Here is a 21,140-nt window from a genome sequence, read left to right as displayed (position 1 = left end):
CCACTCCAGGCACTCGACCAAACCTCGGTGTGCGGATTCCTGCTCGTCGGGGACTCGACAAAGTCACTCGGCACACCGCCTCGAGCGCACCGAAGTGATCGCCTTCTGCATCCGCGTCATGGCGTGGGAGCGACGGGTAGGCTCGAGGAGCGAGAGGAGCCAGCCGTGACGATCTCCATCGAGATGCAACGCAGCAAATGGTTCGGTCCAGTATCGAGCGCGACGGCTGCGGATCGCGCAGCAGCACTGCGTGCCGCGCGGACGCCGGACGAGTATCTTCTCGCAGCACTCGACTCCTTCAGGGTCGGTGATTTCGATTCGAAGAGCATCCTCATCGATCTCCTCAATACGGTGCGCCACCAGCCATTCACGGACTTCGCTGTCCGAGTGTTCGCGTCGGTTGCGACGCACGACGACCTGGCCGACCTCGAGACGATGGCATTCCTGACGAAGGCCGCTCCGTCCACGGTCGTCACCTTCGCGCACAGCACCACATCGATGATGTCCATCGAGGCTGTGGCTCCGATGCTCGCTCTGCTCGAGGACTGGAACGAAGACCCGGAGATCTCCGAGGCGCTACTCCAGGCCATCGCCAGTCTGGTGCCCTTCCAGGCGGAACTCGGCGATTCTCCGTCCCCCGACGAACTCGCCGAGCACTTCGGCCGCGCCATCCAGTCGACTGATCGGACCGCATACGTCCTCTACGGTCAGCCCGCTCACCCCGCGGTGTTGGCACGGAGACTCGTCGAACGCGCCTCGATCGCTGCGGCTTCCGGGGAGCAGCTAGGGATCATCGTTCCGGGGAGCCTCCTGTCGATCTGGTCCGGCGTCGACTGTCCCGTCGACTTCGACACGCAGATGAACGGCGACCGGCTCGACGCTGTGCACGCCTACGTCGACGCACTCAGTCGCCAGGACTGGGTCCGCGGGGCGAAGTATTTCTACGGCCATCGACTCTGACTCGGAGCGACCGTGCAGTGCTCCGGTGGTTCGTGCTGGTGACGCGATGGTGCCGCTGCGCCGAGCAGATGGTCGATGCGACCGTCGGCTGCCAGGTGGACTGCCGCATGGTCAGGGCGTCGAGGCGGCGAGCTCCTCGCGGACGATGGCTGTCCCCGCACTCAGTGCACTCAGCTTCTTCCAGGCGAGGTCTCGCGGCAGTGGCGCCATGCCGCAGTTCGTGCTCGGGAGGAGCAGGTCCGCGTCGACGAACCGGAGGGCGCGTCGCAGCGTGTCGGCGACCTCCTCGGGCGTCTCGACGGTTTCGCTCGCCACGTCGATGGCTCCGAGCATGACCTTCTTCCCGCGGACGAGCTCGATGAGCTCCATCGGGACGCGGGAGTGGTGGCACTCCAACGAGACGATGTCGAGCGAGGACCGCTGGAGGAGCGGGAACGACTTCTCGTACTGCCGCCACTCCGACCCGAGCGTCGCCTTCCAGTCGGTGTTCGCCTGGATGCCGTAGCCGTAGCAGATGTGCACGGCGGTCTCCACGCGGAGTCCTTCAGCCGCCCGTTCCAGAGCGGCCACGCCCCAGTCCTGCACCTCGTCGAAGAAGACGGTGAAGGCGGGCTCGTCGAACTGGATGATGTCGACTCCCGCAGCCTGAAGAGCTCTCGCCTCCTCGTTGAGGATCGTCGCGAACTCCCAGGCCAGCTGCTCCCGGCTCCCGTAGTGACGGTCGGAGAGGGTGTCGATCATCGTCATCGGGCCGGGCAGTGCCCACTTGATCGGCTGATCGGTCTGCTCGCGCAGGAACCGGGCGTCGTCTGCGAACACCGGCTTCTCGATGCCCACGGCACCGACGACGGTCGGGACGCTCGCGTCGTATCTGTCGCGGATGCGCACCGTCTCGCGCCGCTCGAAGTCGACACCCGTGAGGTGCTCGATGAACGTCGTGACGAAGTGCTGACGGGTCTGCTCCCCATCGCTGACGATGTCCAGGCCTCGGTGGAGCTGCTCGTGGACAGCTGCGCGGAGGGCGTCCTGCTTCCCCTCGACCAGGGCGTCGCCGGTCAGCCTCCACGGCGACCACAGGGTCTCGGGCTGTGCGAGCCAGGACGGCTTCGGCAGGCTGCCGACGATCGAGGTGGGCAGGAGCGGGAGGGCCGTCGAGGATCCGCGGGCGGTCATCGGACCGCCTCCGTGTGCCCGGCGGCCCACTGCCGCAGCCGTTCCCCGTGAGGCTTCATCAGGTGCTCGTCCGCGAACTGCCCCTGCTCGATCGCGAGCCGGCCTCGCTCCTCTCGGTCGTAGGCGACCGCTGGCCGCGCGTAGTCCTGCTCCTCGAGGTTCGGCCGGTAGACGTCGGCGGCCACCGAGCGCGCACCGTAGATCTCGGGCCGGTAGATCTTCTGGAACGTCTCCATGGTGCTGATGGTGGCGACGAGCTGGAGGTCCGAGTAGTCCTCGAGCAGCTCGCCGCCGGAGTAGAACGCGAGCGGTGCCGCGCTGCCGGGCGGCATGAAGAAGCGGGCGCGCAGGCCCATCTGCGCGAAGTACCGGTCGGTCAGCGAGAGCTCGTCCTGCCGGTACTCGACGCCGAGGATCGGATGGCTGCTCCCGGTGCGCCGGTACGTCCGACTCGTCGAGACGCTGATGCAGATGACGGGCGGCGTCGGTGCGAGCTCCGCGTACTGCGCGGAGGTGAGGAAGTGCTTGAAGAGCGCGCCGTGCAGCACGCCGAAGTCGTCGGGGACGGTGAATTCCGTCTGCGAGGCGTTGACCGCCGGCAGCCGCACGCTGAAGTCGTGGTCGCGGAGGTAGGACGAGAAGTTGTTCCCCAGGGTTCCGGGCTGACATCGACCGGTGCGGCGGTCGATGATCCTCGTGCGCAGGACCTCCAGCAGCGGGAACTCCCGGTCCTCGCCGTCCGCGGAGAGGCGCAGGCCCACGGAGACGATGTCGAGTCCGACGGTGTAGCGGCCTCGGCTCGGATCGTCGCCGGGCACGAGGTCGTTGAACCGGTCATCGATCATCGCCAGCGCCGTGCGAAGGTTCTCCTTGCGGCGCGCACCCCGGGCCAGATTGGCGAAGTTGGTGGTGATCCGGGAGCTTTCCGCCGGCGAGTAGTCCTCGTCGAAGGAGGTGATGGTCGTACTGAAGGTGAACTCGTTCGTCATGATCGGCCGTTCGATAGGAGAGGCAGAGCGGGGTTCGACTCGCGGGATGTGCGACTGCACCTACGTTCCGAACAGGTTCGCGCGCGTCCCACCGGACGCAAGCTCGTCGCGGAGCACCCCGCGACGCCGCAGAACGGGGACGAGGTCGTCGAGCATCCGATGCAGGGTGACCGGATGCAGGTCCCCGGAGAAGAGGAAACCGTCGTTATCGCCGTCGTCGCCGAGGTCCTCGACGAAGTCGGCGAACTGCTCCGCGGTGCCCACGAAGCCGGCGCGGTCGGCGACAAGGCCCTTGCGCGCCTTCCGGATGAGCAGCTCACGCAGCGGTGCGTCCTCGGTCTCGCCGTACAGGCCCGCGATCGTGCCGTGGGAGACATGCTCGCCGAAGACCGACCGCTCGACAGGGCGATCCAGATCCAGGCCCGTCAGATCGGTCTCCAGGTCGCTGGACCAGCCGAGCGCGATCTGCCGCAGCGTGCTCTCATCGGGGTGCCGCGACGCCTCGACGACGCGCACCGCTTCTTCGGGGCTCGAGACGATCTCGGGCTTCACGACGAAGAGGACCCGCAGGTCGTCGGCACTTCTACCCTGCAGCTGGGCCGCGGCGAGGACTCTCGCCCGATAGGCACGGACCGCATGCGCCTCCAGCGGGGCGAGCGCGAGCTGCACGTCCGATTGCGTGCCGGCGAAGGCCAGACCTCGGGGGGAGCCGCCGGGCGAGACGACGATCGGGTCGCCGTTCGCGAACGGTACGGCGTTCAGCGGGCCGTCCACGCGGAAATGCTCACCACGATGCTGGAACGCGTCGATGCGCGCCCCGTCGGCGTATCGACCCGAACCGGCGTCGGCGACCAGTGCGCCCTCGCCCCAGCTGTGCCAGAGCTGGCGGACGATCGCCATCCACTCGTCGGCCCGGTCGTAGGCCGCGTCGTGCGACAGCGGTTCCAGGCCGACATGGCGGGCGCTGCCCACGTCGGTGACGAGGTTGATCCCGAAACGGTCCGAGCTGAGGTGCTGCAGCGTCGCGGCCTGCCGCGCGGCCAGGTACGGCGGCGTGATCCCGGCGTTGATCGTCGGCGCCAACCCGATCCGAGTGGTCGCGGCGAACAGGTAGGGCGCCAGGAGGAGCGGATCGTGCTTGGGTCCGCCGTACGCTCCCCGCACCCGCAGGTCGAGCGTGTCCGGGGAGCCGAGCGAGACGGCGTCCTCCATGACGATCAGCTCGAAGCCGGCCTGCTCCAGCTCGCGGGCCGACTGCTGGTAGAGCTCCGGCTTGGTCCAGTCGTGGTTCCACTCCTGGTACGGATGCCCCCAGCCCTGCGGCCCGAATCCGCGGGAGAAGAACCAGCCGAAGTGCTGACGACGCGTCACGCTCACGCCTCCGCGGCCAGGGCTCGCACGGCAGCCAGCCCGCGGTTCAGGTCCCGAAGGAGGTCGTCGACGTCCTCGATGCCGATGGACAGTCGGAGAAGACCCGGATGGATGCCGGCGGCGGCCCGCTCGGCCGGAGTGCGCCCGGCGTGCGTGGTCGACGCCGGGTGCAGCACCAGGGAGCGCACATCGCCGAGGTGGGTCATGTGGCTGAAGAGCTCGACGGCGTCGATGAAGGCGGCGGCGCCTGCTTCGCCTCCGGCCACGGTGAACGAGAAGACAGAGCCCTGACCGCGGGGGAGTAGCCGCTGCGCGAGCGCGAACGACGGGCTCGACTCCAGACCGGAGTAGTCCACCGAGACGACCTCGGACTGTCGTTCGAGGAAGCGGGCGACGGCGAGGGCGTTGCTCGAGTGCCGCTCCACCCGCAGCGACAGCGTCTCGATGCCCTGCCGGAGGAGGAACGAGTTCAGCGGCGACGGCGTCGGGCCGAGGCGCGACACCACGATGTCGCGGGTGTAGGAGACGAACGCGCGCCTGCCGCGCTGCTCGGCCCAGCTGCGCCCGTCGAACGCGCGCTCCGCCTGGTTCAGGTGCGGGAAGAGCGCGGGTCGCGCGCCCCAGTCGAACGTGCCGGCATCGACGATCACGCCACCGAGGGCGGCGCCGTGCCCGGCCAGGAACTTGCTGGTCGAGTGCACGACCACGTCGGCCCCGTGCTCGATCGGCCGCAGGAGGTACGGAGTGGCGAGCGTGTTGTCGACGACGAACGGGAGCCCGTGCCGGTGGGCGATCGCCGCCAGCGCCGGGACGTCGAGCAGGTCGTTCTTGGGATTCGGGATGGGCTCACCGAAGAGCACGCGGGTGTCGGGTCCGATCCGGCGCTCCCACTCCTCGAGATCGCCGGCGTCGTCGACGAAGTCCACACCGATCCCGAGCCGTCCGAAGTTCTGCACCAACAGCCCGCGATTGCCCTCGTACAGCCGACGCGACGAGAGCACCCGGTCGCCGGCCTGCACGATCCCCAAGAGTGCGGAGGCGGTAGCCGCCTGCCCACTCGCCACCAGGATCGCCTCTGCCCCGCCCTCGAGGTCGGCGATCCGCCGCTCGACCTCCTCGGTGGTCGGGTTGCCGTTGCGGGTGTACAGGTACCCCTCGTCCTCGCCTGCGAACCGCTCCCGTGCATGCTCGAAACTGTCGAACACGAAGCCGGCGCTGAGGTGCACAGGGGTGACCCGCGCCCCGTGCGCACCGTCGGGCACGGCTCCCGCGTGCACCTGACGGGTCGAGAAGCCAGCAGCCGCGGAGGACTGCGGTGCGGGCGCCGATCGCGAGATCGCGGCGGCTGCCGGGGCGGTGATGGTCACGGGATGCTCCTGTCCGGGCGCCTGGGAGGCTGATTCCGGGAGCCTGGCAGGTCGCGGCGGGTACGCGCCAGGACATGACGGACTATGACCGCGGGCGTGGGCGGTACGTGCGTGCCCACTGGTCCACGGTGTTGCCGTGAGCCCGGTGGGGTAGGTCATCTCTCGGCACCTGTCAGCGTCACCGCGCCCTTGCGGTCATGTGCCCTCACTCCTGCGCTGGGGCATCACCGCCGCGGTCCTGTCACGGTGTGCGTCAAGTCGTGTCGTGGGAGTGACGTACACTCGCTTCATCGAACGTGTGTTCGAATCTGGAGGGTGTGGCATGGCGACGATCGTTGATGAGGCAGTGGACGTCGATCTGGCGGCGGATGGGGATCCGACGGCGTTCGTCTGGAAGCGGTTCGAGCACCGTGTCGTCGGTCAGCCTCAGGCGTTGTTCTCTCGCCAGCCGTGGTGGCGGGGTGATGCGTCGCCTGCACGTATCGACATCGAGACGTGGCGGGTCGATGCGGCTCGCGGCGATGAGGAGCCCACACGCTACGACCTCCGCCGCGATACGACCGGCAGATGGACGCTCGCGGTCGCCTGGACGTGAGCTTCCCACACCTTCACGTCGCGTCGCACCTGTCCGCGCACTACGGCGTCACCTCGAGTGCGGCCCTCGCCGGTCTCGCCGCTGAGGATGGCGCGTCGTTCCTGGCGCTGACGGATCGCGACGGTCTCTATGGCGGCCCGAAGCACGTGGGTGCGTGCCTTGCTGCGGGTATCGCGCCGGGGCTCGGGGTGGATCTCGCTGCACTTGACGAACATCTGGAGCCGATCGGCCGTGTGGTCGTCCTCGCCCACGGTCAGAACCAGGGAGCCGGATTCGCCCAGCTCTGTCGCGTGGTGAGCGCAGCGCATGGCCGTCGTGATGGGCCTGCGATCCTCCGGGAGGACCTCGCGGCGGTGCTGGGCGATGAGCCGGCGCTGACGGTGATGCTCGGGCCGTCGTCCGACGTCGGGCAGGCGGTCGAGCGTCGCGATCGTGCAGCGGCGCGGGTCGCGCTCGACCGGTGGCGCGAGTGCGTTCCTGCTGGGCATCTGGTGATCGAGGTCGTCTGTCATCTCACCGACCAGGGTGTACGCGGGAACGTCGCGGCGGCGACCCGCTTACTGAGCCTCGCGGAGTCGGCTGGTGTCCCAGCTGTGCTGACCAACGCGGTCCGCTACGGGCTCCCCGACGAGGCAGCGACAGCCGACCTCGCTGATGCCGCACGTTTCCTTCGCCCGCTGGCGGAGCTCGACGATCAGAACGAGCTGCAGGTGAACGGGCAGGCGTGGTTGAAGCCGGCGAAGCAGATGCGGCAGATCGCGCGGATGATCGTCGGCGCCGGCACGCATGACGACGGTGCGGTGCAACGGCTGCTGGGGGAGACGGAGCGCCTCGCAGAGCGATGCGCCCTGGATCCGGTGTCCGACGTCGGGTGGAAGCAGCCTCGCATGCCGGAGGCATCGGTGATCGGCATCAGCGGAGACCCCCACCAGGCGCTGTGGGAGCGCGCGCGGGCCGGTGTGGATGAGCGGTACGCACGCCCCGGGATGCCGTCGCTGGAGGACGCGCACCGTGCGCTCGAGCACGAGATGCGGATCGTGGAGCAGCTGGGGATGCCGTCGTACTTCCTCACGGTCGCGAAGGTCGCCGACATCATCCGCGAGATGGGCATCCGCATCCAGGCGCGCGGGTCAGGCGTCGGGTCCGTCCTCAACTACGCCCTGCACACCTCCTCCGTGGAGCCGATCAGCAATGGACTCATCTTCGAGCGGTTCCTCTCGCCCGAGCGCACCAACCTCCCGGACATCGACCTCGACGTCGAATCCGCACGCCGCCACGATGTCTACCGCGAGATCTTCGCCCGCTTCGGGTCCGACCGCGTCACGCTGATGTCGATGACCAACGCCTACCGGTCACGTGGAGCCGTCCGAGACGCCGGCCTCGCCCTGGGCATGGATGAGTCGATGATCGACCTGATCGCCAAGCAGATGTGGCGGTTCAATGCCCGGGAGTTCCGCGACGCGCTCCGCGACAAGCCGGAGCTCGCCGACCTGGCCGAAGCGGTCCGCGAATCGCGCGAGCTCGACCTGCTCGTCGACGTCACGGAACGCCTCGACCGGCTCCCGCGACACATCAGCGTCCACCCCTGTGGCGTCATCCTCTCCGACACCTCGCTCCTGCACCGCACCCCGACGCAGCTGTCGGGCATGGGTCTGCCGATGTCGCAGTACGACAAACACGACATGGACAACATGGGCCTCATCAAGCTCGACATCCTCGGCGTGCGCATGCAATCCGCGATGGCACACGCCGTCAGCGAGCACGAACGACTGACCGGCGAGACCATCGAGCTCGACGCGCTGCCGCTCGACGACGAACCCACCTACGAACTCCTCCGCTCCACCCGCACCCTCGGGGTGTTCCAGCTCGAATCGCCCGGACAGATGGAACTCGTCGGCAAGCTGCAGCCGGAGGTGTTCAACGACCTCACCGTCGAGATCTCGCTCTTCCGCCCTGGACCGATGCAGAACAACATGCCGCTGCAATACCTACAGGTACGACACGGCGAGACCATGCCCGACTACATCGACCCACGGCTCCGCCCCATCCTGCGAGAGACGCGCGGCGTGGTCGTGTTCCACGAGCAGGTCATGCGGATCATCGACGAACTCACCGGCTGCGGCCTCGGCCCCGCCGACGTCATCCGCCGCCAGCTCGCCGACCGTGGCCGCCTCGCCGGCATCGAGACGTTCGTGCGTGACCGCGCCACAGCGCGCGGCTTCCAGCCCGCCGTGATCGACAAGGCCTGGACAATCCTCGCCGGCTTCGGATCCTTCGGCTTCGCCAAGGCCCATGGGGCGGCCTTCGCGCTGCCGACGTTCCAGTCGGCCTGGCTGAAGCGCCATCACCCGGCCGAGTTCATGGCAGGCCTACTCACCCACGACCCGGGCATGTGGCCCAAGGACCTCATCCTCGCTGAAGCCCGCCACCTCGACGTGCCAGTTCTCCCGATCGACGTGCAGCGCTCGGGGCTGGAGTACGTCGTCGAGATCGCACCAGACGGGCGACTCGGCGTGCGCATGTCGTTAGTCGAGATGACGGGAAGCACCGAGAAGGAACGGGCCCGCATCGCGAGGCACCAACCGTTCTCCTCTCTCCAGGACTTCCGGGACCGTGTGCGCCCGCGCCGCCGCACCTTCGAGGCGTTGGCACGCGTCGGTGCGCTCGACGCGTTCATCGACTACATCCCCAGACGGCGCCACGAGCTTCTCGCCCATCTCGCGGGTGTCACCACGAGTGCCCAGATCATCGCCGACGAGCAACTCGCCTTCGAACTCGACCTCCCCGTGCCGGAGCGCAGCACGATCACCTCACTCGAGCTCCGAGGCCGGACCCAGACCGACCTCGAACTCCAAGAGATGCGCCTGGCGGTGAACCGCCACCAGATGGAACGCTTCTACCCACTGTTCAGTGAACTCGGGGTGACGCCGGCACGCGATCTCATGGACCTCCCCGGCGGAACCGAAGTCCTCATCGCCGGCGTCCGCCGAGCCACCAACACACCACCGATGCGCGGCGGCAAGCGCGTCGTCTTCGTCTCACTCGACGACGGCACCGGACCGGTCTCAAACGTCGTGTTCTTCCATGACGTCCAAGAGCAGATCGGGTCGGGCGTCTTCCAGACGCACTACCTGCTCGTGCGCGGCACGACGAGGCGCTCAGGTGCGCGAGGCGTCTCGGTCACCGGAGCGGCGGCATGGGACTTGTTCGCCGCGCAGCACGAGTGGTCGGCGAGTGGGTCCGATCTTGTGGACATCACGCCGTTGCGACGGAATGCCGTGTGAAACCGGCACCGACCGGGCCCCGATCAACGCACGCTGATGAAGATCGGATTCGTGTACAGCCAGGTGTCGGCCCAGGGGTCGGCCGGGGAGATCGGGTACGGCTGGGGCGCCCGCGGGTCGACCTCGGCGCCGAGTGGACCGACCCCGTGCACCTGGCCGTCGCTGCCGCGAAGGCGGACGTAGCCGTCCTCAGAGGCAGGCTCGAGCGGCACCACCACACGGAACGGGGAGTCACTGCGGTCGGTGACGTCGAGCATCTCGACGACTCGGGTGCCGGGTGCGCGCTGTTCGTCACGATCGGCTGCGGCCCCGGTGACGCGCCCGCGGATCAGGTCGAGGTGCGCCAATCTCGGTGTCGTGCCCCGCGAGGTCGGCGTCGTCGTGGGCGTGACGTCGATCACGAGCTCGAGGGCGGTGCCGCGCTCGACGGCGAGGATCCCGCCCAAGGTGGCGCTGATCTCCGGCTGGTCGGTGGCACGGAGCACGACGGAGAGTCCGGCGACGAGGTGCCCGTGGTCGACCCAGACTCGGCCGGCGCGGATCGCGTCGAGCAGGGAGGCGGACGACCGGTCGACGACCCCGACGTGCGTGCGGCTGAACTCGCCCGGCCAGAAGTCGGCACCGTTCTGCGGCGTGTCCGTGGCGATCGGGTCGGGCCGACGGCCGGCGCGGTTGAAGTTCGCGAGCGTCGCCCCGGCCTCCCAGCCCGGCCCGGTCGGGAAGTCGCCGACGCGTGTCGCGTCGGACTCCTTGAGGTGCAGATCACTGTTCGTGGTGATCCACCAGCGCCGTCCCTCGCTCAGCAGCGAGTCCCACACGCCGCCGACGACGGCCGTCGTCCAGTCGAAGCCGCCGTGCGTCAGGTACGCCTCCGCGGGGTAGCCGGGGAAGGAGAACTCGCTTGGAGTGTTCTCGTACTCGCCGCGCCGCGAGCGTTCGGTCGCATTCGCGGCGATCGCTCCGGCCTGGGCGCCAGGAGCGCCCTCCATGCCGACGAACACCTCGGGGTCGGCGTCCTGCCAGGCACGGAGCTCTCCGGGCGAGTCGATGCCGAGGCGGCTCGGGTGGTTCGCCAGGACGATCACGTCGTCGATGACACCTGCACGCTTCTGGGCGCCGAGCCAGGCGATCCCGTCGGTCGCGTGCACGAGCCACTCGGCGGCGTCTTCGGTACCAGGGCGCGGTTTCTCCCAACCGTTGAGCTTGCCGTCGTGGTCCAGCTCGAAGCGGCGCAGCACGAGGGTCGTGCGGGGCCCGGGCGCGACCAGGACGGTCGCGTGCTCGGCTCCCGGGATGTACCACTCGAGGCCCTGGAGCACGAGCATGTCCGGGCGCGCCGCCCGCGCGGTGTCGATCTCGCGTGCCGCGTTGAACACCCCGCCGACGTTGGCGTGCCCTGTGTTGCTGTGCTCGGTGAAGGCGATCGCGTCGACCGCGAAGCGTTGCGCCTGATCGAGGATCGTCGTCATCGGGTACTTGGCGTCGTGCGAGTAGACCGAGTGCACGTGGTGGTCGAACACCAGCCAGGAGAGCGCGTCCGGGTCGACGACCGCCGACGCCGATGGCAGCTGTGCGGCCTGGGCGGAGGCCGCGCTCCCGAGCCCGTGGGCGGCCGTTCCCACAGCGACCGTTGCGGCGACGGAAGCCCCCAGGAAGGACCGGCGTGAGAGGCCGGACCGAGCCGATGCGCCCCGGTCCACCTCGGGCACTGAGGATGCGCCACCGGTCGGCGCGGGCTGCTCGGGGCGGGGATCGAAGGGCATGGCATCACTTTCATCGGACGGACGCGCCGATCGTAGGCAGCGCAGGTGAACCTCGGCCCAACGGCCGGTGCCGTGGGTGACGCCCGGCGTTCACGACCCATTCATCTGCGTGGGCGAGAGTCCTGGCGTCGCCGGGTATCGCCGTCCCGGAGGCCCACCGCACCCACCAAAGGTCCCGATGTCTTCCACCGTTCGCGTCACCCACCGTTCTCCGTTCCGCGCCGCAGGGCGCGCCCTGCTCGTCTCGGCAGCTTTCAGCGCCAGCGCGATCCTCTGCCTCGCCGGCGCCGGCGCCGGTGCTGCCGTCGCCGCCTCCGCGACGGCCGAACCGGCAGCGCTCACGCTGCGCGACACCGCCGGCGCCGCGGTCACATCAGGTGACGCGCGCGCTGTTCCGTCGTTCGGCTCCGCGGTGCTCGCCGCAGGCTGCCCCGCTGACGCGGATGACGGCGCCCGACTCTCCGTGACGGCGGGAGGGGTCACCGTCGTCACGTCTCCGACCGTCGCGGTGACCGCCGGGCAGCCGGTCGAGGTGCCGATGGCCATCTCGTTCCAGGAGGTCGTGGACGGCGGCGTCGACCAGGGCGACGCGACCCTCGCGCTCGAGTGCCTCGTCCTCGAGTCAGGCATCCCGTCGTCGGTGGTCACTGCGGCGACCCTGCCGGTGGCCTTCGCCGCAGGTGTCTGGTCGGTTCCCGGCGCTCAGGTCGAGCCGGTCCCTCCGATGGTCACGCCGACCGCTGCCCCACCCGCGGAAGGCCCTGGAGCAGGGGCGATCACGACACCGCGACCCTCGGCAACAGCACGACCCTCCGCTGACGGAGACCTGGCGCTGACGGGCTGGCAGCTCGGCGGAGCCGTCGTCGTCGCCGTAGGCCTGCTCGCGGGCGGCACCGCCCTGCTCCTGCGCAGGCGTGTCCGTTAGGCGTTCGCCATACGTGCTCTGACAGGGCGACCACCGTTCGGAGGCCTGCTTGGCGGTGCTGTCACCCTGAGCCGGGAAGCTGTCGCCGGCAGCGCCCTTGTCCCTGCCGTCAGCGTTCGGCGCGCAAGGCGGTCCACATCACGACGAACGCTGCAGCGATGCCGAGCACGCTACACGCGAGCCCGACGATCATGGCGGGGTGGCCGGTGTCGGCGAGGCCGATCGAGCAGGCGACCACACCGACACCGGACGCCATCAGGCCGACGAAGCTGAACGCCGCGAGGACGAAGCGCTTGGCGGTTCGGGTGGGATCGGGAGCGGGAGGGAGCGACATCGTGTCTCGTTTCCGCCGTCGCGTCGGCTGCGTCGGCTCATCCGCATCAGGGTAGAGGGCGTCCGGTCGATGCGGCGAGGGGGTTTCCCCGGGGCAGCGCGGGAGGGGCTGGGGGACCTCGGAGCGGGCCAGATATGGCGGACGCGCGCGGCCAGTGCTGAGCGAGGCTCGAAGCACGACTCGGCGACGTCGACCGCCGCAGGCGTTGGCGTCCCGAGGGTGACGCGTGCCAACCTGGCATCAGCGAGGGAGGACGGACGACATGTCGAAGCGATGCGGAGAAGTACGGTGACGGGTGAGTTCGAGCGCGGTGAGGGCGGCACGCTGGAGCCTGCGTGGACCGGAGGCGAAGCTGTGCCGGTGAGGTTCCGTCGGGCCGTCCCGGCGGACGCGGCTGCGGTGCTGGCGCTCTTCGATGCAGCGATCGCCTGGTTCGTCCGGATCGGCAACACCCGGCAATGGGGTACCGAGCCGGCGTCCGGGCAGGAGCGCTGGATCACTCGTGTCGAGCAGTGGTGTGCTTCATCCGATGCCTGGGTCGCTGAGCATCCCGCGATCGGCGTGTGCGGAGCACTCGTGCTGGGCGAGGCGCTCGAGTACGTGCCGGCCGCCACCGAACCAGAGGTCTACGTCAGGGTGTTGATCGGCTCGCGCGATCCGCGGGTGAAGGGCACGGGTCGCCGCTTGCTGGCTCTCGCCGAGGAGCGCGCGCAGGCCGCGGGGGTCGGTCGCCTGCGGGTCGACTGCTACGCCGGAGGATCGGGGGATCTCGTCCGCTTCTACGAGGCCGCAGGCTTCGAGCGTGACGTGACGTTCACGGTCGGCAACGGTACCGACGCATGGCCGGGCCAGGTGTTGTCGCGGCGAGTCGACCTGAAGCGGTAGTGCCGTACCTCAGATCATCCGTCACTCTCGCATCCGATCGGTCGAATACGCCGGCGTCGCGTACACCCCGCCCTGCGGCATGTGCGGGTCGATGTGTTGGGTTTCGCCCCACTGGGAGGCGTCGTCTTGCGGGGTGAAACCGACCGCCGTTCCGGCGTCGAGATCCCACCATCCCTCGGTGTTCGCGGACACCGCGTAGAACACGGCTGTGTGTTCGGTGGTGGTCATCGCCGCGATGAACGCGCGCACGGCGTCGGCGGGGCTGAGCCAGGTCCGCTGCTCTCGCGCGGAACCTGGTTGCTGCTCGTAGCTGCCGATGCGGAGCGAGATGGTGCTGATTCCGAACTTGTCCGCGTAGAGCCGGCACAGCGCTTCTCCGGCGACTTTCGACACCCCGTAGAACCCGTCCGGACGGGGCGGAACATGCGGTGCGATGTGAGCGCCCGACGGGTAGAAGCCCGTCAGACGGTTACTGCTCGCGTACACGACCCGGGCGACGCCGGCCCGCCGGGCGGCCTCGAGAACGTGATAAGTCCCGACGATGTTCACCTCGGCCAAGTCGTGGAAGTCAGCCTCGTCGGGTATCCCGCCGAGGTGGATCACCCCGTGCGCCCCATCGAACAGCTCGACCAGCGCGGCAAGGTCGGCGAGGTCGGTGCTGGTGACGACTTCCTGCGGACCGAGCGGAGTCATCGAGCGGACGTCGGTGGAGACGAGCACCGCCTCGCGGTCGAGCAGTGCGGAGCGGAGCGCCGATCCGATGTTCCCGGCGGCTCCGGTGATGACCCAACGGGTTCCAGCGATCTCTGTCATCGTGTGAGCGTACAAGACGACATCCAGCAAGCTGAGTGTCTCCACGGCTGCCGCAGCGCATGAGGCGACAATGGGGCATGCAGAGCGATGAAGCACCTCCAGTCCGCCGGCGGACGATCGAATGGCAGGATCCGATGATCGGGGCCGCACGGGTCGCCGAGATGGCAGGTATCGACTACCTCCAGGCCATGATCGACGGGGCCCTGCCGCCGCCGCCGATCATCTCGCTCATGGACATGACCCTGAGCTCGGTCTCGCGTGGGACCGCCACGTTCATCTGTGAGCCGAACGAGTCCCACTACAACCCGATCGGTGCCGTGCACGGCGGGTTCATGTGCACGGTGCTGGATTCGGCTGCGGGGTGCGCGGTCCAGACCACGCTGCCCGCCGGGGTCGGGTACACCTCGCTGGAGATCAAGGTGAACTACCTGCGGGCCGTGAGTGCCACATCGGGGCAGCTGACCGCCGTGGGAACCGTCATCAAACCGGGGTCTCGGGTCGCGTTCGCCGAAGCGGTGATCACCGATGCGGACGGCCGGGTGGTGGCCACGGCGTCCAGCACGCTGCTCGTCTTCCCGATCCCGGCGTGAACTGACCGGCGCGACGCAGCGCTTACAGGCGTCGATCGTGTCTCGAATGGTGGCCCCCGAGATCTCAGCTGGTCCAGGCGGAGGCGAGGCTGCGGTCGATGACGCGTCGCCAGCCGGCCGGGGCTGAGGGATCGTGGCTTGCGGTTCCGGCCATCCACAGGACGGTCATGAGGTCGTCTGCGGTGAAGTCCGGGGAGAGGGTGCCTGCGGCGTGGGCATCGTCGATCAGGTCTCGGCCGAGTGCCGTCGAACGATCGCACGTCTCGATGAGCGAGGTCGCATCCGGGAACCGGCGGAGCATCGCGTCATTCAGAGCAGGATCGCCGACCTGCAGGTCGATCATTCCCGCGATGAACGCCTCCAGCCGCGCGCGGGGTGATTCTTGGCTGAGCGCCTGCGCTTTGAGCGCGAAGAGCTTCTCGCCGGCGATCGCGGGGATCACGGCGTCGATGAGTGCCTCGCGGGATCCGACCCGGTTGTAGAGGGTGCCGATGCTCACGCCGGCCTCGCGAGCGATCTCCTCCAACGGAGCTGAGAGTCCGCGGCGGGAGAACACCCCCACCGCGGCGGCGTGCAACTTCTCGACGTTGGCCCGAGCGTCTCGGCGGAGACCGTTCGACTGTGACATGACAACTCCAGTGGATATTGAGGGCAACCTCAAGTTATGCTCGATCTTGTTTGAGGGCACCCTCAACTTAGCTCAAGTATGCAACGCCCCACTTCCCCGTGGGATTCGAAAGGACACATCATGTCGCTCATCACCATCATCGGAGCCGGCCCCGGTCTCGGCCTTGAGATCGCCCGCGTTTTCGGGCGTCGGGGCTTCGACGTCGCGCTGGTCGCGCGAACCCAGTCCAAGCTCGACGCGCTCGCCCAGACCCTCGCAGGCGAAGGGATCACCGCTCACGGGTTCGCTGCCGACATCAGCCGACCCGACACCGTCACCGCGGCACTGCGCTCGATCACGGACACCCTCGGCCCGATCGACGTGCTCGAGTTCTCGCCCGCGGACCCGTCCCTCGCGCCCGTCGACGTCCTCGAGGTGACGATGGAGAACCTGCAACCGCAGCTCGACTTCTATCTCGGCGGCGCGCTCGCCGCCGTCGGGGCCGTGCTGCCGGACATGATCGCAGCAGGCAAGGGGACCGTGCTCATCACGACCGGCGGCGGATCCATCAGCCCCATGCCCTTCCTCGGCAACGTGAACATCGCTGCAGCGGGACTTCGCAACTGGGCCCTCAACCTGCACAACGCACTGCAACCGAAGGGCGTCTACGTCGCGCACCTGGGCATCACCGCCCTCATCGGCGGCGGCCACCCGGACGCCGAGCCCGAGGTCATCGCGGAGGCCCTGGCACAGCTGCACGACGAGCGTCAGCAGGCCGAGCTGCACTACGTCGCCTACAACGGCTGACCTGCAGACTTCGCGAGGGAGACATCATGAAGCTGACGATCTTCGGCGCCACCGGCCGCACCGGTATCCACCTGGTCGAGCAGGCACTCGCCGCCGGGCATGACGTGGTGGCCTTCATCCGCAATCCGGCGAAGCTCGACCTGCGCCACGACCGACTGCGGGTCGTTCAGGGCGAGCTGACCGACGCGGTCGCCGTTAAAGACGTCGTCCGCGGTGCCGACGCCGTCCTCGCCACCCTGACCGCCCAGATCGTCGGTGGATCCAAGGACATGCCCGTCGCTGCCGGAACGCGCAACATCGTGGCCGCGATGCGCACGCACGGGGTCCGCCGACTCGTCTTCAGTTGGGGACCGAGCATTCTGGTTCCCCGCAGCCCGCTGATGCGCGCAGTGAGCAGGGCGAGCTACGCCCTGCTCAGGCTGGGGCCTGAGTCCACCGAGGTGGGCGAGGCCATCCGCGGCTCTGATCGCGACTGGACGACCGTGGTCGTCACGATGCCCCAAGACAAGCCCGGATCGGGAGCGGTCAGGGTGCGAACCGCGGCCGGATCCGGCGACCGGGTCCGTTTGCGCATCGCCCGCGCCGACCTCGCCCGGTTCATGCTCGCTCAGGCCGATGACCTGCGATACGTCCAGCAGGAGCTCCGGATCAGCAACTGACAGCGGCCACGGCGCCGCCGCGGAATGCTCCGCGGTGGCGCTCTGACCACGATCCGGTGTTCGTGAGCGCGGATGTGGATTGCCGGCATCGAGGTGACGACGTCGGTGAGCGAGAACGGCTTGGACCCGTCGAGTCGCACCTTCGCCTTCCTCGGTAGGATCATCCGGATGACCGCACTCGCCCGAGCCACAGACGCGCAGATCGACGCCGTCTGCGATGCCTTCGCCACGGTGTCCTGGCCCCTCGACCGCGGCGACTTCACGGCGGTCGCGGAGCGCCTCGGGTGGCAGCTCAAGGTGGAGACGTCGAGCGGTGTCCAGCATCGTTCCGGGTACCCCGTGAACCTACCGACCGTTCGTTCGCTCATCGCAGAGCAGGCGGTTTCCCAAGTGACGGTCGCGGTCTCCGACAAGAGCGACGACCGGGCAGGACTGCGGAGTGTGGCGCTCGACGTGCAGTCAGCGCTGAGCCGGCACCTCGGTCAGCCCTCCGGCGCCCACGCCGGAGACCCATTCTGGGAGCTGGACAACGGCGGCAGGATCTGGCTCAAGACGGTACCCAAGAAGGTGCTGCTCGTCGTCGAGGGGCAGCGATTCGCCGATGTGGAGCGACGCGAAGAGCGTCTGGGCCTCGGCGCGGACTGAACGCCGACGATCGGGCATTGCGGTTGTGTGGCTCCTGCTGCACGCTGGGGGCATGCGGGAGATGTTGGGGAGCCGGGGCGAGGTCGTCGGCGTGCTGCTCGTGGTCGCGGCCTCGATCGCACTCATCGTCGCCGCCTTCGCCTTCCGCGCGGGGGACGAGCTCGCGTTCTTCGTACTGATCTCCGCTTTCGCTGCGGGGACGACGGGCTTCGGTGTGCACATCGCGAGCCGCGAGGCCCGCTTCCGACGCGACAAGCGCTGAGCTGCGGGAGTCGAGCGGCGAACCCGGTGGCGGGATCGCTTCGCGCACCGACATCGGTACGACTGGTCAGCGTCTGCGGGGGAGCACCGTCGAGGAGGCGAGTCCGGCGATGCCGAACACCGCGAAGACAGCGGTGACTGCCGCGTTCTGGACGATGATCCCGAAGATGATGAACACCACACTGACGACCACCGTCATGACGGCTGCGGCCTGGTACAGGTTCGAGTTCGTTGCTCTGGTCATGTGTCGCTCCGTTCCGGTCCTGCTCTCGACCGTAGAAGAACCTGAGGGAGCGCACATCCGCCGGACGGGGGACCGCCCTGCGTCCAGGCGTCTGTCGCTGCGCGCAGAGCGTGGAGGATCAGCTCGAGCGGGTGAGCAGATCGGCGACTCCTGGGCCTGTCAGCTCGGCGCAGTACGCGGAGCGACCCGTCATCGCCATGATGAGCGCCAGGGTGCTGCCCCGCACGACATCACCCTTTCCGATGGTGGTGGCCGTGTCGACAGCTTCCAGTCGCAGACCTCGTACCCGCTTCTTCGCGACGACGACCTGATCGGTGCTTGCGTAGTACCTCAGGAGAGCAGTCAGCGTCGCCTCCGGGTACTCCCGGACGAGACCCAGCGGGCGGCGAATATCCTCGCCGTGAACGACCATCTCGCCGAGGAGCGCCATTCTCGGGAGAGGCGGCGAGATCCGGCTGCCGATCGTCGAACGGAAACGGCTGAGCGTCTCCGCCGGCGACGCGCCAAGCTGCTCGCGCAGACGATCATCCACCTGCTTGTCGAAGTCGAAACGCGCACGCACGACCCCAGCGAACCAACGCGGCCCCGACACGGCCCCACTCACCGTCAGGTGGGCGAGGACCTCGCGGACGGTCATCCCGGCGCAGAGCGACGGCGTCGACCAGGACGTCTCGCCCAGCGGTGCGAGGTCGCGTGCGAGCGCTCGCCGTTCAGCATCGATGCTCAGCCAGGCTGCGTTCCGCTCCATGCCGTCATCCTCTCGTACCCCGAGTGCGGGACTGTCCGTCGACGTTCTCGTTCTCGATCATCGGGCTTCGTCCAGCGTGTCCAGGAAACGCAGGAGTGCTGTCGTCACGGCCTCGGGAGCATCCTGCGACGGCACGTGCCCAGCGTCAGGGATCACCACCTCGCCGTTCCCCTCGTGCTCAGCCCAAGCGGGCATCGCGTTCGCGATGTTGCCGGTTCGATCGTGCGCGCCTCGGATGAGGCACAAGGGGATCGGTGTGCGGTAGCGAGGTGCGGGTCGGACGAATGAGACGGTCGCTTGCCAGATCGCGAGAAGTCTCGCTTCGGCACCTGCGAGAAGGCGCGCATCAAGTCCTGCTGTGCCGCGTCCGTGACGGCCGAGGCTCGGGCCATGAGGCCTGGAAGTGTGCGCGCGGGGATGAGGCTGAGCGTAGGAGCTGCCAGGTGGAGCAGTCGCCGCTCCATCCACCCCAATGGTCCGGAGTTCCAGGTCGCGTCGATGACGACGAGTCCCGAGTACGCCTCCGGTTCTCGTCTGACCATCTCCTGGGCGATGTTCCCGCCGAGGGAGTGACCGACCAGCACGGGATGGTCCAGGCCGAGCTCGGATATGAGTGCTTCTGCATCTGCGACGAATCGGTCTGCCGTGATTCGCGAGTGATTGGGCCTCGACAGCCCGCGCCCCCTCAGGTCCCAGACGACTGCTCGGCGACCCGAGTTCGCCACGGCGCCGGCTTGCTCCTCGAACGACACATGGTCTGCTCCAGCGCCATGCAGAAACAGCACCGCGCGCCCGGCGGGCCCCGAGTCCCGGAAGGCCACGGAGCATCCGTCCAGCGGCAGCATCGCGTTCAGATTCTCCATGTCCTGAATCTAACGACTCCCGCCGATGCGCCGGTCGAACCGTGCCCGTGGCCGCAGTGCGCCAGACGGCCGTGACCCGAGTGTTCACCTCGCCCGTCACACCCGTCTGCTAGCGTCGTCCGCGATAGCGCCTAGGGTTCCGGAGCAGCAGTGCTCGGCTGGTCCGAGCGGCGCCACGGTCGAAGCCCATGCGCCGGCCGTCATCTGACAGGACAAAAGCCCGGAGGACCCTCCTTCGTCGCGCCCGCGACCAGGAGAAGGGTCGTCATGTCCTCGCTCGCCGTCCTCATCGTCCTCTCCGCTGCGGTCGCCCATGCGGCCTGGAACGTCCTGGCCCACGGGGTGAGTCGCATCGGTCTGCCGTTCCTCTGGTGGGGAGCCGTGGTCAGCACCGTGCTGTGGGCCGGCGTCATCCCGTTCACCGGGGGAATCGGATCCGGCGGGCCGGACGGATCGGGTGATCTCGCCGGTTTCCTCCTCGGCGTCGGCGTGTCCGGGGTCATCCACGTGGGCTACATGCTCGTGCTGCAGCGGGGCTACGCGACCGGCCGCCTCTCGACCGTGTACACGACCGCCCGGGGGACCGGGCCGACGATCAGCGTGGTGGTCGCCGTGCTCCTGCTCGGCGAACGCCCATCGGGCATCGCGTTGATCGGTGTGGTGGCGATCCTCGCCGGCGTCGTCGCCGTCGGACTCGCCGACCGGGGGACACCCGGAGGACCCGATGCGCGGATGGCTGGACGCCGGCGGCGCATCGACCCGGGCGTCCTGTGGGGTCTCCTCACCGGCGTCGCCATCGCCACCTACACGATCTGGGACGCCCATGCCGTGCGGACCTGGGAACTCTCACCCGTGGCGTTCATGGTCGGCTGCACGCTCATCGAGATCCCGATCTACTCGATCGCGCTCCGCCGCCGCAGCCGAGAACTGGCCGGCGTGCTGCGACGGCACTGGCCCCGACTCCTCGCCTTCGGCGTGCTCTCGCCGCTGTCCTACATCCTCGTGCTGATCGCCATCACGATGGCGCCGGTCGCGCTCGTCGCGCCGATGCGGGAGATCAGCGTGGTGCTCGTGGCCCTGTTCGGCGTCGTCGTCCTGCGCGAGGGGAGACCTGGGTGGCGGATCGCCGCCTCGCTGATCGTGGTCGTGGGCGTGTTGCTGCTCGCGCTCTGACCGCCGAGATAGGCATACAAGAGATGAACTTCGCCTGAACTGAAGCAACATAGGTACATTTGTTCGCGGCTGCGTGTCACGATG

At 68.6% G+C, this 21,140-nt stretch carries 22 protein-coding genes; 11 read left to right on the top strand and 11 right to left on the bottom strand.

Annotation, left to right across the window (positions count from 1 at the left end):
• Positions 1 to 165: 165 nt before the first annotated feature.
• On the top strand, positions 166 to 960 hold the full coding sequence (gene imm47, locus ASF68_RS02375) for an Imm47 family immunity protein (protein ID WP_056006320.1): 795 nt from the start codon (positions 166 to 168) through the stop codon (positions 958 to 960).
• A gap of 111 nt (positions 961 to 1,071) precedes the next feature.
• Here the strand turns inward: imm47 and ASF68_RS02370 are convergent, their stop codons facing one another.
• The 4 genes from ASF68_RS02370 to ASF68_RS02355 are packed head-to-tail and all read right to left on the bottom strand — an operon-like array spanning position 1,072 to position 5,830.
• Positions 1,072 to 2,133, bottom strand: coding sequence for a methionine synthase (locus ASF68_RS02370; protein WP_056006317.1), 1,062 nt, complete (start codon positions 2,131 to 2,133; stop codon positions 1,072 to 1,074).
• Positions 2,130 to 3,122 carry a putative oxygenase MesX gene (locus ASF68_RS02365; protein WP_056006315.1) on the bottom strand — a complete coding sequence of 331 codons (993 nt, stop codon included), beginning with the start codon at positions 3,120 to 3,122 and terminating at the stop codon, positions 2,130 to 2,132. The genes ASF68_RS02370 and ASF68_RS02365 overlap by 4 nt, the downstream gene beginning before the upstream one ends.
• 60 nt (positions 3,123 to 3,182) lie before the next feature.
• Entirely contained in the window at positions 3,183 to 4,493 is a 1,311-nt protein-coding gene (locus tag ASF68_RS02360; RefSeq protein WP_056006312.1) for an LLM class flavin-dependent oxidoreductase, read from the bottom strand.
• Positions 4,494 to 4,495: 2 nt separating this feature from the next.
• On the bottom strand, positions 4,496 to 5,830 hold the full coding sequence (locus tag ASF68_RS02355) for an O-acetylhomoserine aminocarboxypropyltransferase/cysteine synthase family protein (protein ID WP_056011239.1): 1,335 nt from the start codon (positions 5,828 to 5,830) through the stop codon (positions 4,496 to 4,498).
• Between the two features lie 301 nt (positions 5,831 to 6,131).
• Here ASF68_RS02355 and ASF68_RS02350 point away from each other — a divergent pair, with 301 nt between their 5' ends.
• Both ASF68_RS02350 and dnaE read left to right on the top strand, forming a co-directional pair.
• Positions 6,132 to 6,455 carry a hypothetical protein gene (locus tag ASF68_RS02350; protein WP_235526738.1) on the top strand — a complete coding sequence of 108 codons (324 nt, stop codon included), beginning with the start codon at positions 6,132 to 6,134 and terminating at the stop codon, positions 6,453 to 6,455.
• Positions 6,452 to 9,739 carry a DNA polymerase III subunit alpha gene (dnaE, locus tag ASF68_RS02345; protein ID WP_162239332.1) on the top strand — a complete coding sequence of 1,096 codons (3,288 nt, stop codon included), beginning with the start codon at positions 6,452 to 6,454 and terminating at the stop codon, positions 9,737 to 9,739. Before ASF68_RS02350 ends, dnaE begins: the two co-directional genes overlap by 4 nt.
• Positions 9,740 to 9,762: 23 nt before the next feature.
• Here dnaE and ASF68_RS02340 read toward each other — a convergent pair whose 3' ends face one another.
• Positions 9,763 to 11,502 (bottom strand): PHP domain-containing protein, encoded by a 1,740-nt coding sequence (locus tag ASF68_RS02340; protein ID WP_056006304.1) that lies wholly within the window; start codon positions 11,500 to 11,502, stop codon positions 9,763 to 9,765.
• Between the two features lie 178 nt (positions 11,503 to 11,680).
• Between ASF68_RS02340 and ASF68_RS02335 the strand changes: the two genes are divergently transcribed.
• Complete coding sequence (locus ASF68_RS02335) at positions 11,681 to 12,427, top strand: hypothetical protein (RefSeq protein WP_056006301.1); 747 nt, start codon at positions 11,681 to 11,683, stop codon at positions 12,425 to 12,427.
• A 109-nt stretch (positions 12,428 to 12,536) separates the two neighbouring features.
• Here ASF68_RS02335 and ASF68_RS02330 read toward each other — a convergent pair whose 3' ends face one another.
• Entirely contained in the window at positions 12,537 to 12,761 is a 225-nt protein-coding gene (locus tag ASF68_RS02330) for a hypothetical protein (RefSeq protein ID WP_056006298.1), read from the bottom strand.
• 354 nt (positions 12,762 to 13,115) lie between these two features.
• On the opposite strand from ASF68_RS02330, the gene ASF68_RS02325 reads away from it, so the two are divergent.
• Positions 13,116 to 13,646: a GNAT family N-acetyltransferase gene (locus ASF68_RS02325; RefSeq protein WP_200936386.1), complete on the top strand. Its 531-nt coding sequence runs from the start codon at positions 13,116 to 13,118 to the stop codon at positions 13,644 to 13,646.
• 21 nt (positions 13,647 to 13,667) lie between these two features.
• On the opposite strand, the gene ASF68_RS02320 is transcribed toward ASF68_RS02325, so the two are convergent.
• The gene (locus ASF68_RS02320; RefSeq protein WP_200936384.1) at positions 13,668 to 14,489 is read right to left on the bottom strand and encodes an NAD(P)-dependent oxidoreductase; all 822 of its coding nucleotides are present in this window, start codon (positions 14,487 to 14,489) and stop codon (positions 13,668 to 13,670) included.
• A 47-nt stretch (positions 14,490 to 14,536) separates the two neighbouring features.
• Here ASF68_RS02320 and ASF68_RS02315 point away from each other — a divergent pair, with 47 nt between their 5' ends.
• Positions 14,537 to 15,049 (top strand): PaaI family thioesterase, encoded by a 513-nt coding sequence (locus ASF68_RS02315; RefSeq protein WP_082498445.1) that lies wholly within the window; start codon positions 14,537 to 14,539, stop codon positions 15,047 to 15,049.
• 64 nt (positions 15,050 to 15,113) lie between these two features.
• Here the strand turns inward: ASF68_RS02315 and ASF68_RS02310 are convergent, their stop codons facing one another.
• Positions 15,114 to 15,677, bottom strand: a complete 564-nt coding sequence (locus tag ASF68_RS02310) for a TetR/AcrR family transcriptional regulator (protein ID WP_056006288.1) — start codon at positions 15,675 to 15,677, stop codon at positions 15,114 to 15,116.
• 120 nt (positions 15,678 to 15,797) lie between these two features.
• On the opposite strand from ASF68_RS02310, the gene ASF68_RS02305 reads away from it, so the two are divergent.
• The 4 genes from ASF68_RS02305 to ASF68_RS02290 all read left to right on the top strand — a co-directional run bounded on the left by ASF68_RS02305 (position 15,798) and on the right by ASF68_RS02290 (position 18,029).
• Positions 15,798 to 16,463, top strand: coding sequence for an SDR family oxidoreductase (locus tag ASF68_RS02305; RefSeq protein WP_056006285.1), 666 nt, complete (start codon positions 15,798 to 15,800; stop codon positions 16,461 to 16,463).
• Between the two features lie 26 nt (positions 16,464 to 16,489).
• The gene (locus ASF68_RS02300; protein ID WP_056006282.1) at positions 16,490 to 17,122 is read left to right on the top strand and encodes an NAD(P)-dependent oxidoreductase; all 633 of its coding nucleotides are present in this window, start codon (positions 16,490 to 16,492) and stop codon (positions 17,120 to 17,122) included.
• 168 nt (positions 17,123 to 17,290) lie between these two features.
• Positions 17,291 to 17,767, top strand: a complete 477-nt coding sequence (locus tag ASF68_RS02295; RefSeq protein ID WP_157580156.1) for a DUF6301 family protein — start codon at positions 17,291 to 17,293, stop codon at positions 17,765 to 17,767.
• 52 nt (positions 17,768 to 17,819) lie between these two features.
• On the top strand, positions 17,820 to 18,029 hold the full coding sequence (locus ASF68_RS02290; protein WP_056011234.1) for a hypothetical protein: 210 nt from the start codon (positions 17,820 to 17,822) through the stop codon (positions 18,027 to 18,029).
• A 66-nt stretch (positions 18,030 to 18,095) separates the two neighbouring features.
• On the opposite strand, the gene ASF68_RS18635 is transcribed toward ASF68_RS02290, so the two are convergent.
• The 3 genes from ASF68_RS18635 to ASF68_RS19385 all read right to left on the bottom strand — a co-directional run bounded on the left by ASF68_RS18635 (position 18,096) and on the right by ASF68_RS19385 (position 19,865).
• On the bottom strand, positions 18,096 to 18,272 hold the full coding sequence (locus ASF68_RS18635) for a hypothetical protein (RefSeq protein WP_157579791.1): 177 nt from the start codon (positions 18,270 to 18,272) through the stop codon (positions 18,096 to 18,098).
• A gap of 118 nt (positions 18,273 to 18,390) precedes the next feature.
• Complete coding sequence (locus tag ASF68_RS02285; RefSeq protein WP_056006276.1) at positions 18,391 to 19,020, bottom strand: maleylpyruvate isomerase family mycothiol-dependent enzyme; 630 nt, start codon at positions 19,018 to 19,020, stop codon at positions 18,391 to 18,393.
• A 152-nt stretch (positions 19,021 to 19,172) separates the two neighbouring features.
• Positions 19,173 to 19,865, bottom strand: coding sequence for an alpha/beta fold hydrolase (locus tag ASF68_RS19385; RefSeq protein WP_369796474.1), 693 nt, complete (start codon positions 19,863 to 19,865; stop codon positions 19,173 to 19,175).
• Positions 19,866 to 20,150: 285 nt separating this feature from the next.
• On the opposite strand from ASF68_RS19385, the gene ASF68_RS02275 reads away from it, so the two are divergent.
• Positions 20,151 to 21,056 carry an EamA family transporter gene (locus ASF68_RS02275; protein WP_056006273.1) on the top strand — a complete coding sequence of 302 codons (906 nt, stop codon included), beginning with the start codon at positions 20,151 to 20,153 and terminating at the stop codon, positions 21,054 to 21,056.
• The last annotated feature ends 84 nt before the right edge of the window (positions 21,057 to 21,140 follow it).

Source organism: Plantibacter sp. Leaf314, assembly GCF_001423185.1.
Lineage (GTDB): Bacteria > Actinomycetota > Actinomycetes > Actinomycetales > Microbacteriaceae > Plantibacter.
Note: the sequence above shows the minus strand (reverse complement) of the source record. Positions and strands in the feature narration are given on the sequence as shown.

Bases quoted from the DNA above. Each gene is read 5' to 3' on its own strand.
- ASF68_RS02370 (WP_056006317.1), bottom strand. From the start codon at position 2,133: ATGACCGCCCGCGGATCCTCGACGGCCCTCCCGCTCCTGCCCACCTCG.
- ASF68_RS02365 (WP_056006315.1), bottom strand. From the start codon at position 3,122: ATGACGAACGAGTTCACCTTCAGTACGACCATCACCTCCTTCGACGAG.
- ASF68_RS02340 (WP_056006304.1), bottom strand. From the start codon at position 11,502: ATGCCCTTCGATCCCCGCCCCGAGCAGCCCGCGCCGACCGGTGGCGCA.
- ASF68_RS02335 (WP_056006301.1), top strand. From the start codon at position 11,681: ATGTCTTCCACCGTTCGCGTCACCCACCGTTCTCCGTTCCGCGCCGCA.
- ASF68_RS02330 (WP_056006298.1), bottom strand. From the start codon at position 12,761: ATGTCGCTCCCTCCCGCTCCCGATCCCACCCGAACCGCCAAGCGCTTC.
- ASF68_RS02315 (WP_082498445.1), top strand. From the start codon at position 14,537: ATGCAGAGCGATGAAGCACCTCCAGTCCGCCGGCGGACGATCGAATGG.
- ASF68_RS02310 (WP_056006288.1), bottom strand. From the start codon at position 15,677: ATGTCACAGTCGAACGGTCTCCGCCGAGACGCTCGGGCCAACGTCGAG.
- ASF68_RS02305 (WP_056006285.1), top strand. From the start codon at position 15,798: ATGTCGCTCATCACCATCATCGGAGCCGGCCCCGGTCTCGGCCTTGAG.
- ASF68_RS02300 (WP_056006282.1), top strand. From the start codon at position 16,490: ATGAAGCTGACGATCTTCGGCGCCACCGGCCGCACCGGTATCCACCTG.
- ASF68_RS02295 (WP_157580156.1), top strand. From the start codon at position 17,291: ATGACCGCACTCGCCCGAGCCACAGACGCGCAGATCGACGCCGTCTGC.
- ASF68_RS02290 (WP_056011234.1), top strand. From the start codon at position 17,820: ATGCGGGAGATGTTGGGGAGCCGGGGCGAGGTCGTCGGCGTGCTGCTC.
- ASF68_RS18635 (WP_157579791.1), bottom strand. From the start codon at position 18,272: ATGACCAGAGCAACGAACTCGAACCTGTACCAGGCCGCAGCCGTCATG.
- ASF68_RS02285 (WP_056006276.1), bottom strand. From the start codon at position 19,020: ATGGAGCGGAACGCAGCCTGGCTGAGCATCGATGCTGAACGGCGAGCG.
- ASF68_RS19385 (WP_369796474.1), bottom strand. From the start codon at position 19,865: ATGCTGCCGCTGGACGGATGCTCCGTGGCCTTCCGGGACTCGGGGCCC.
- ASF68_RS02275 (WP_056006273.1), top strand. From the start codon at position 20,151: ATGTCCTCGCTCGCCGTCCTCATCGTCCTCTCCGCTGCGGTCGCCCAT.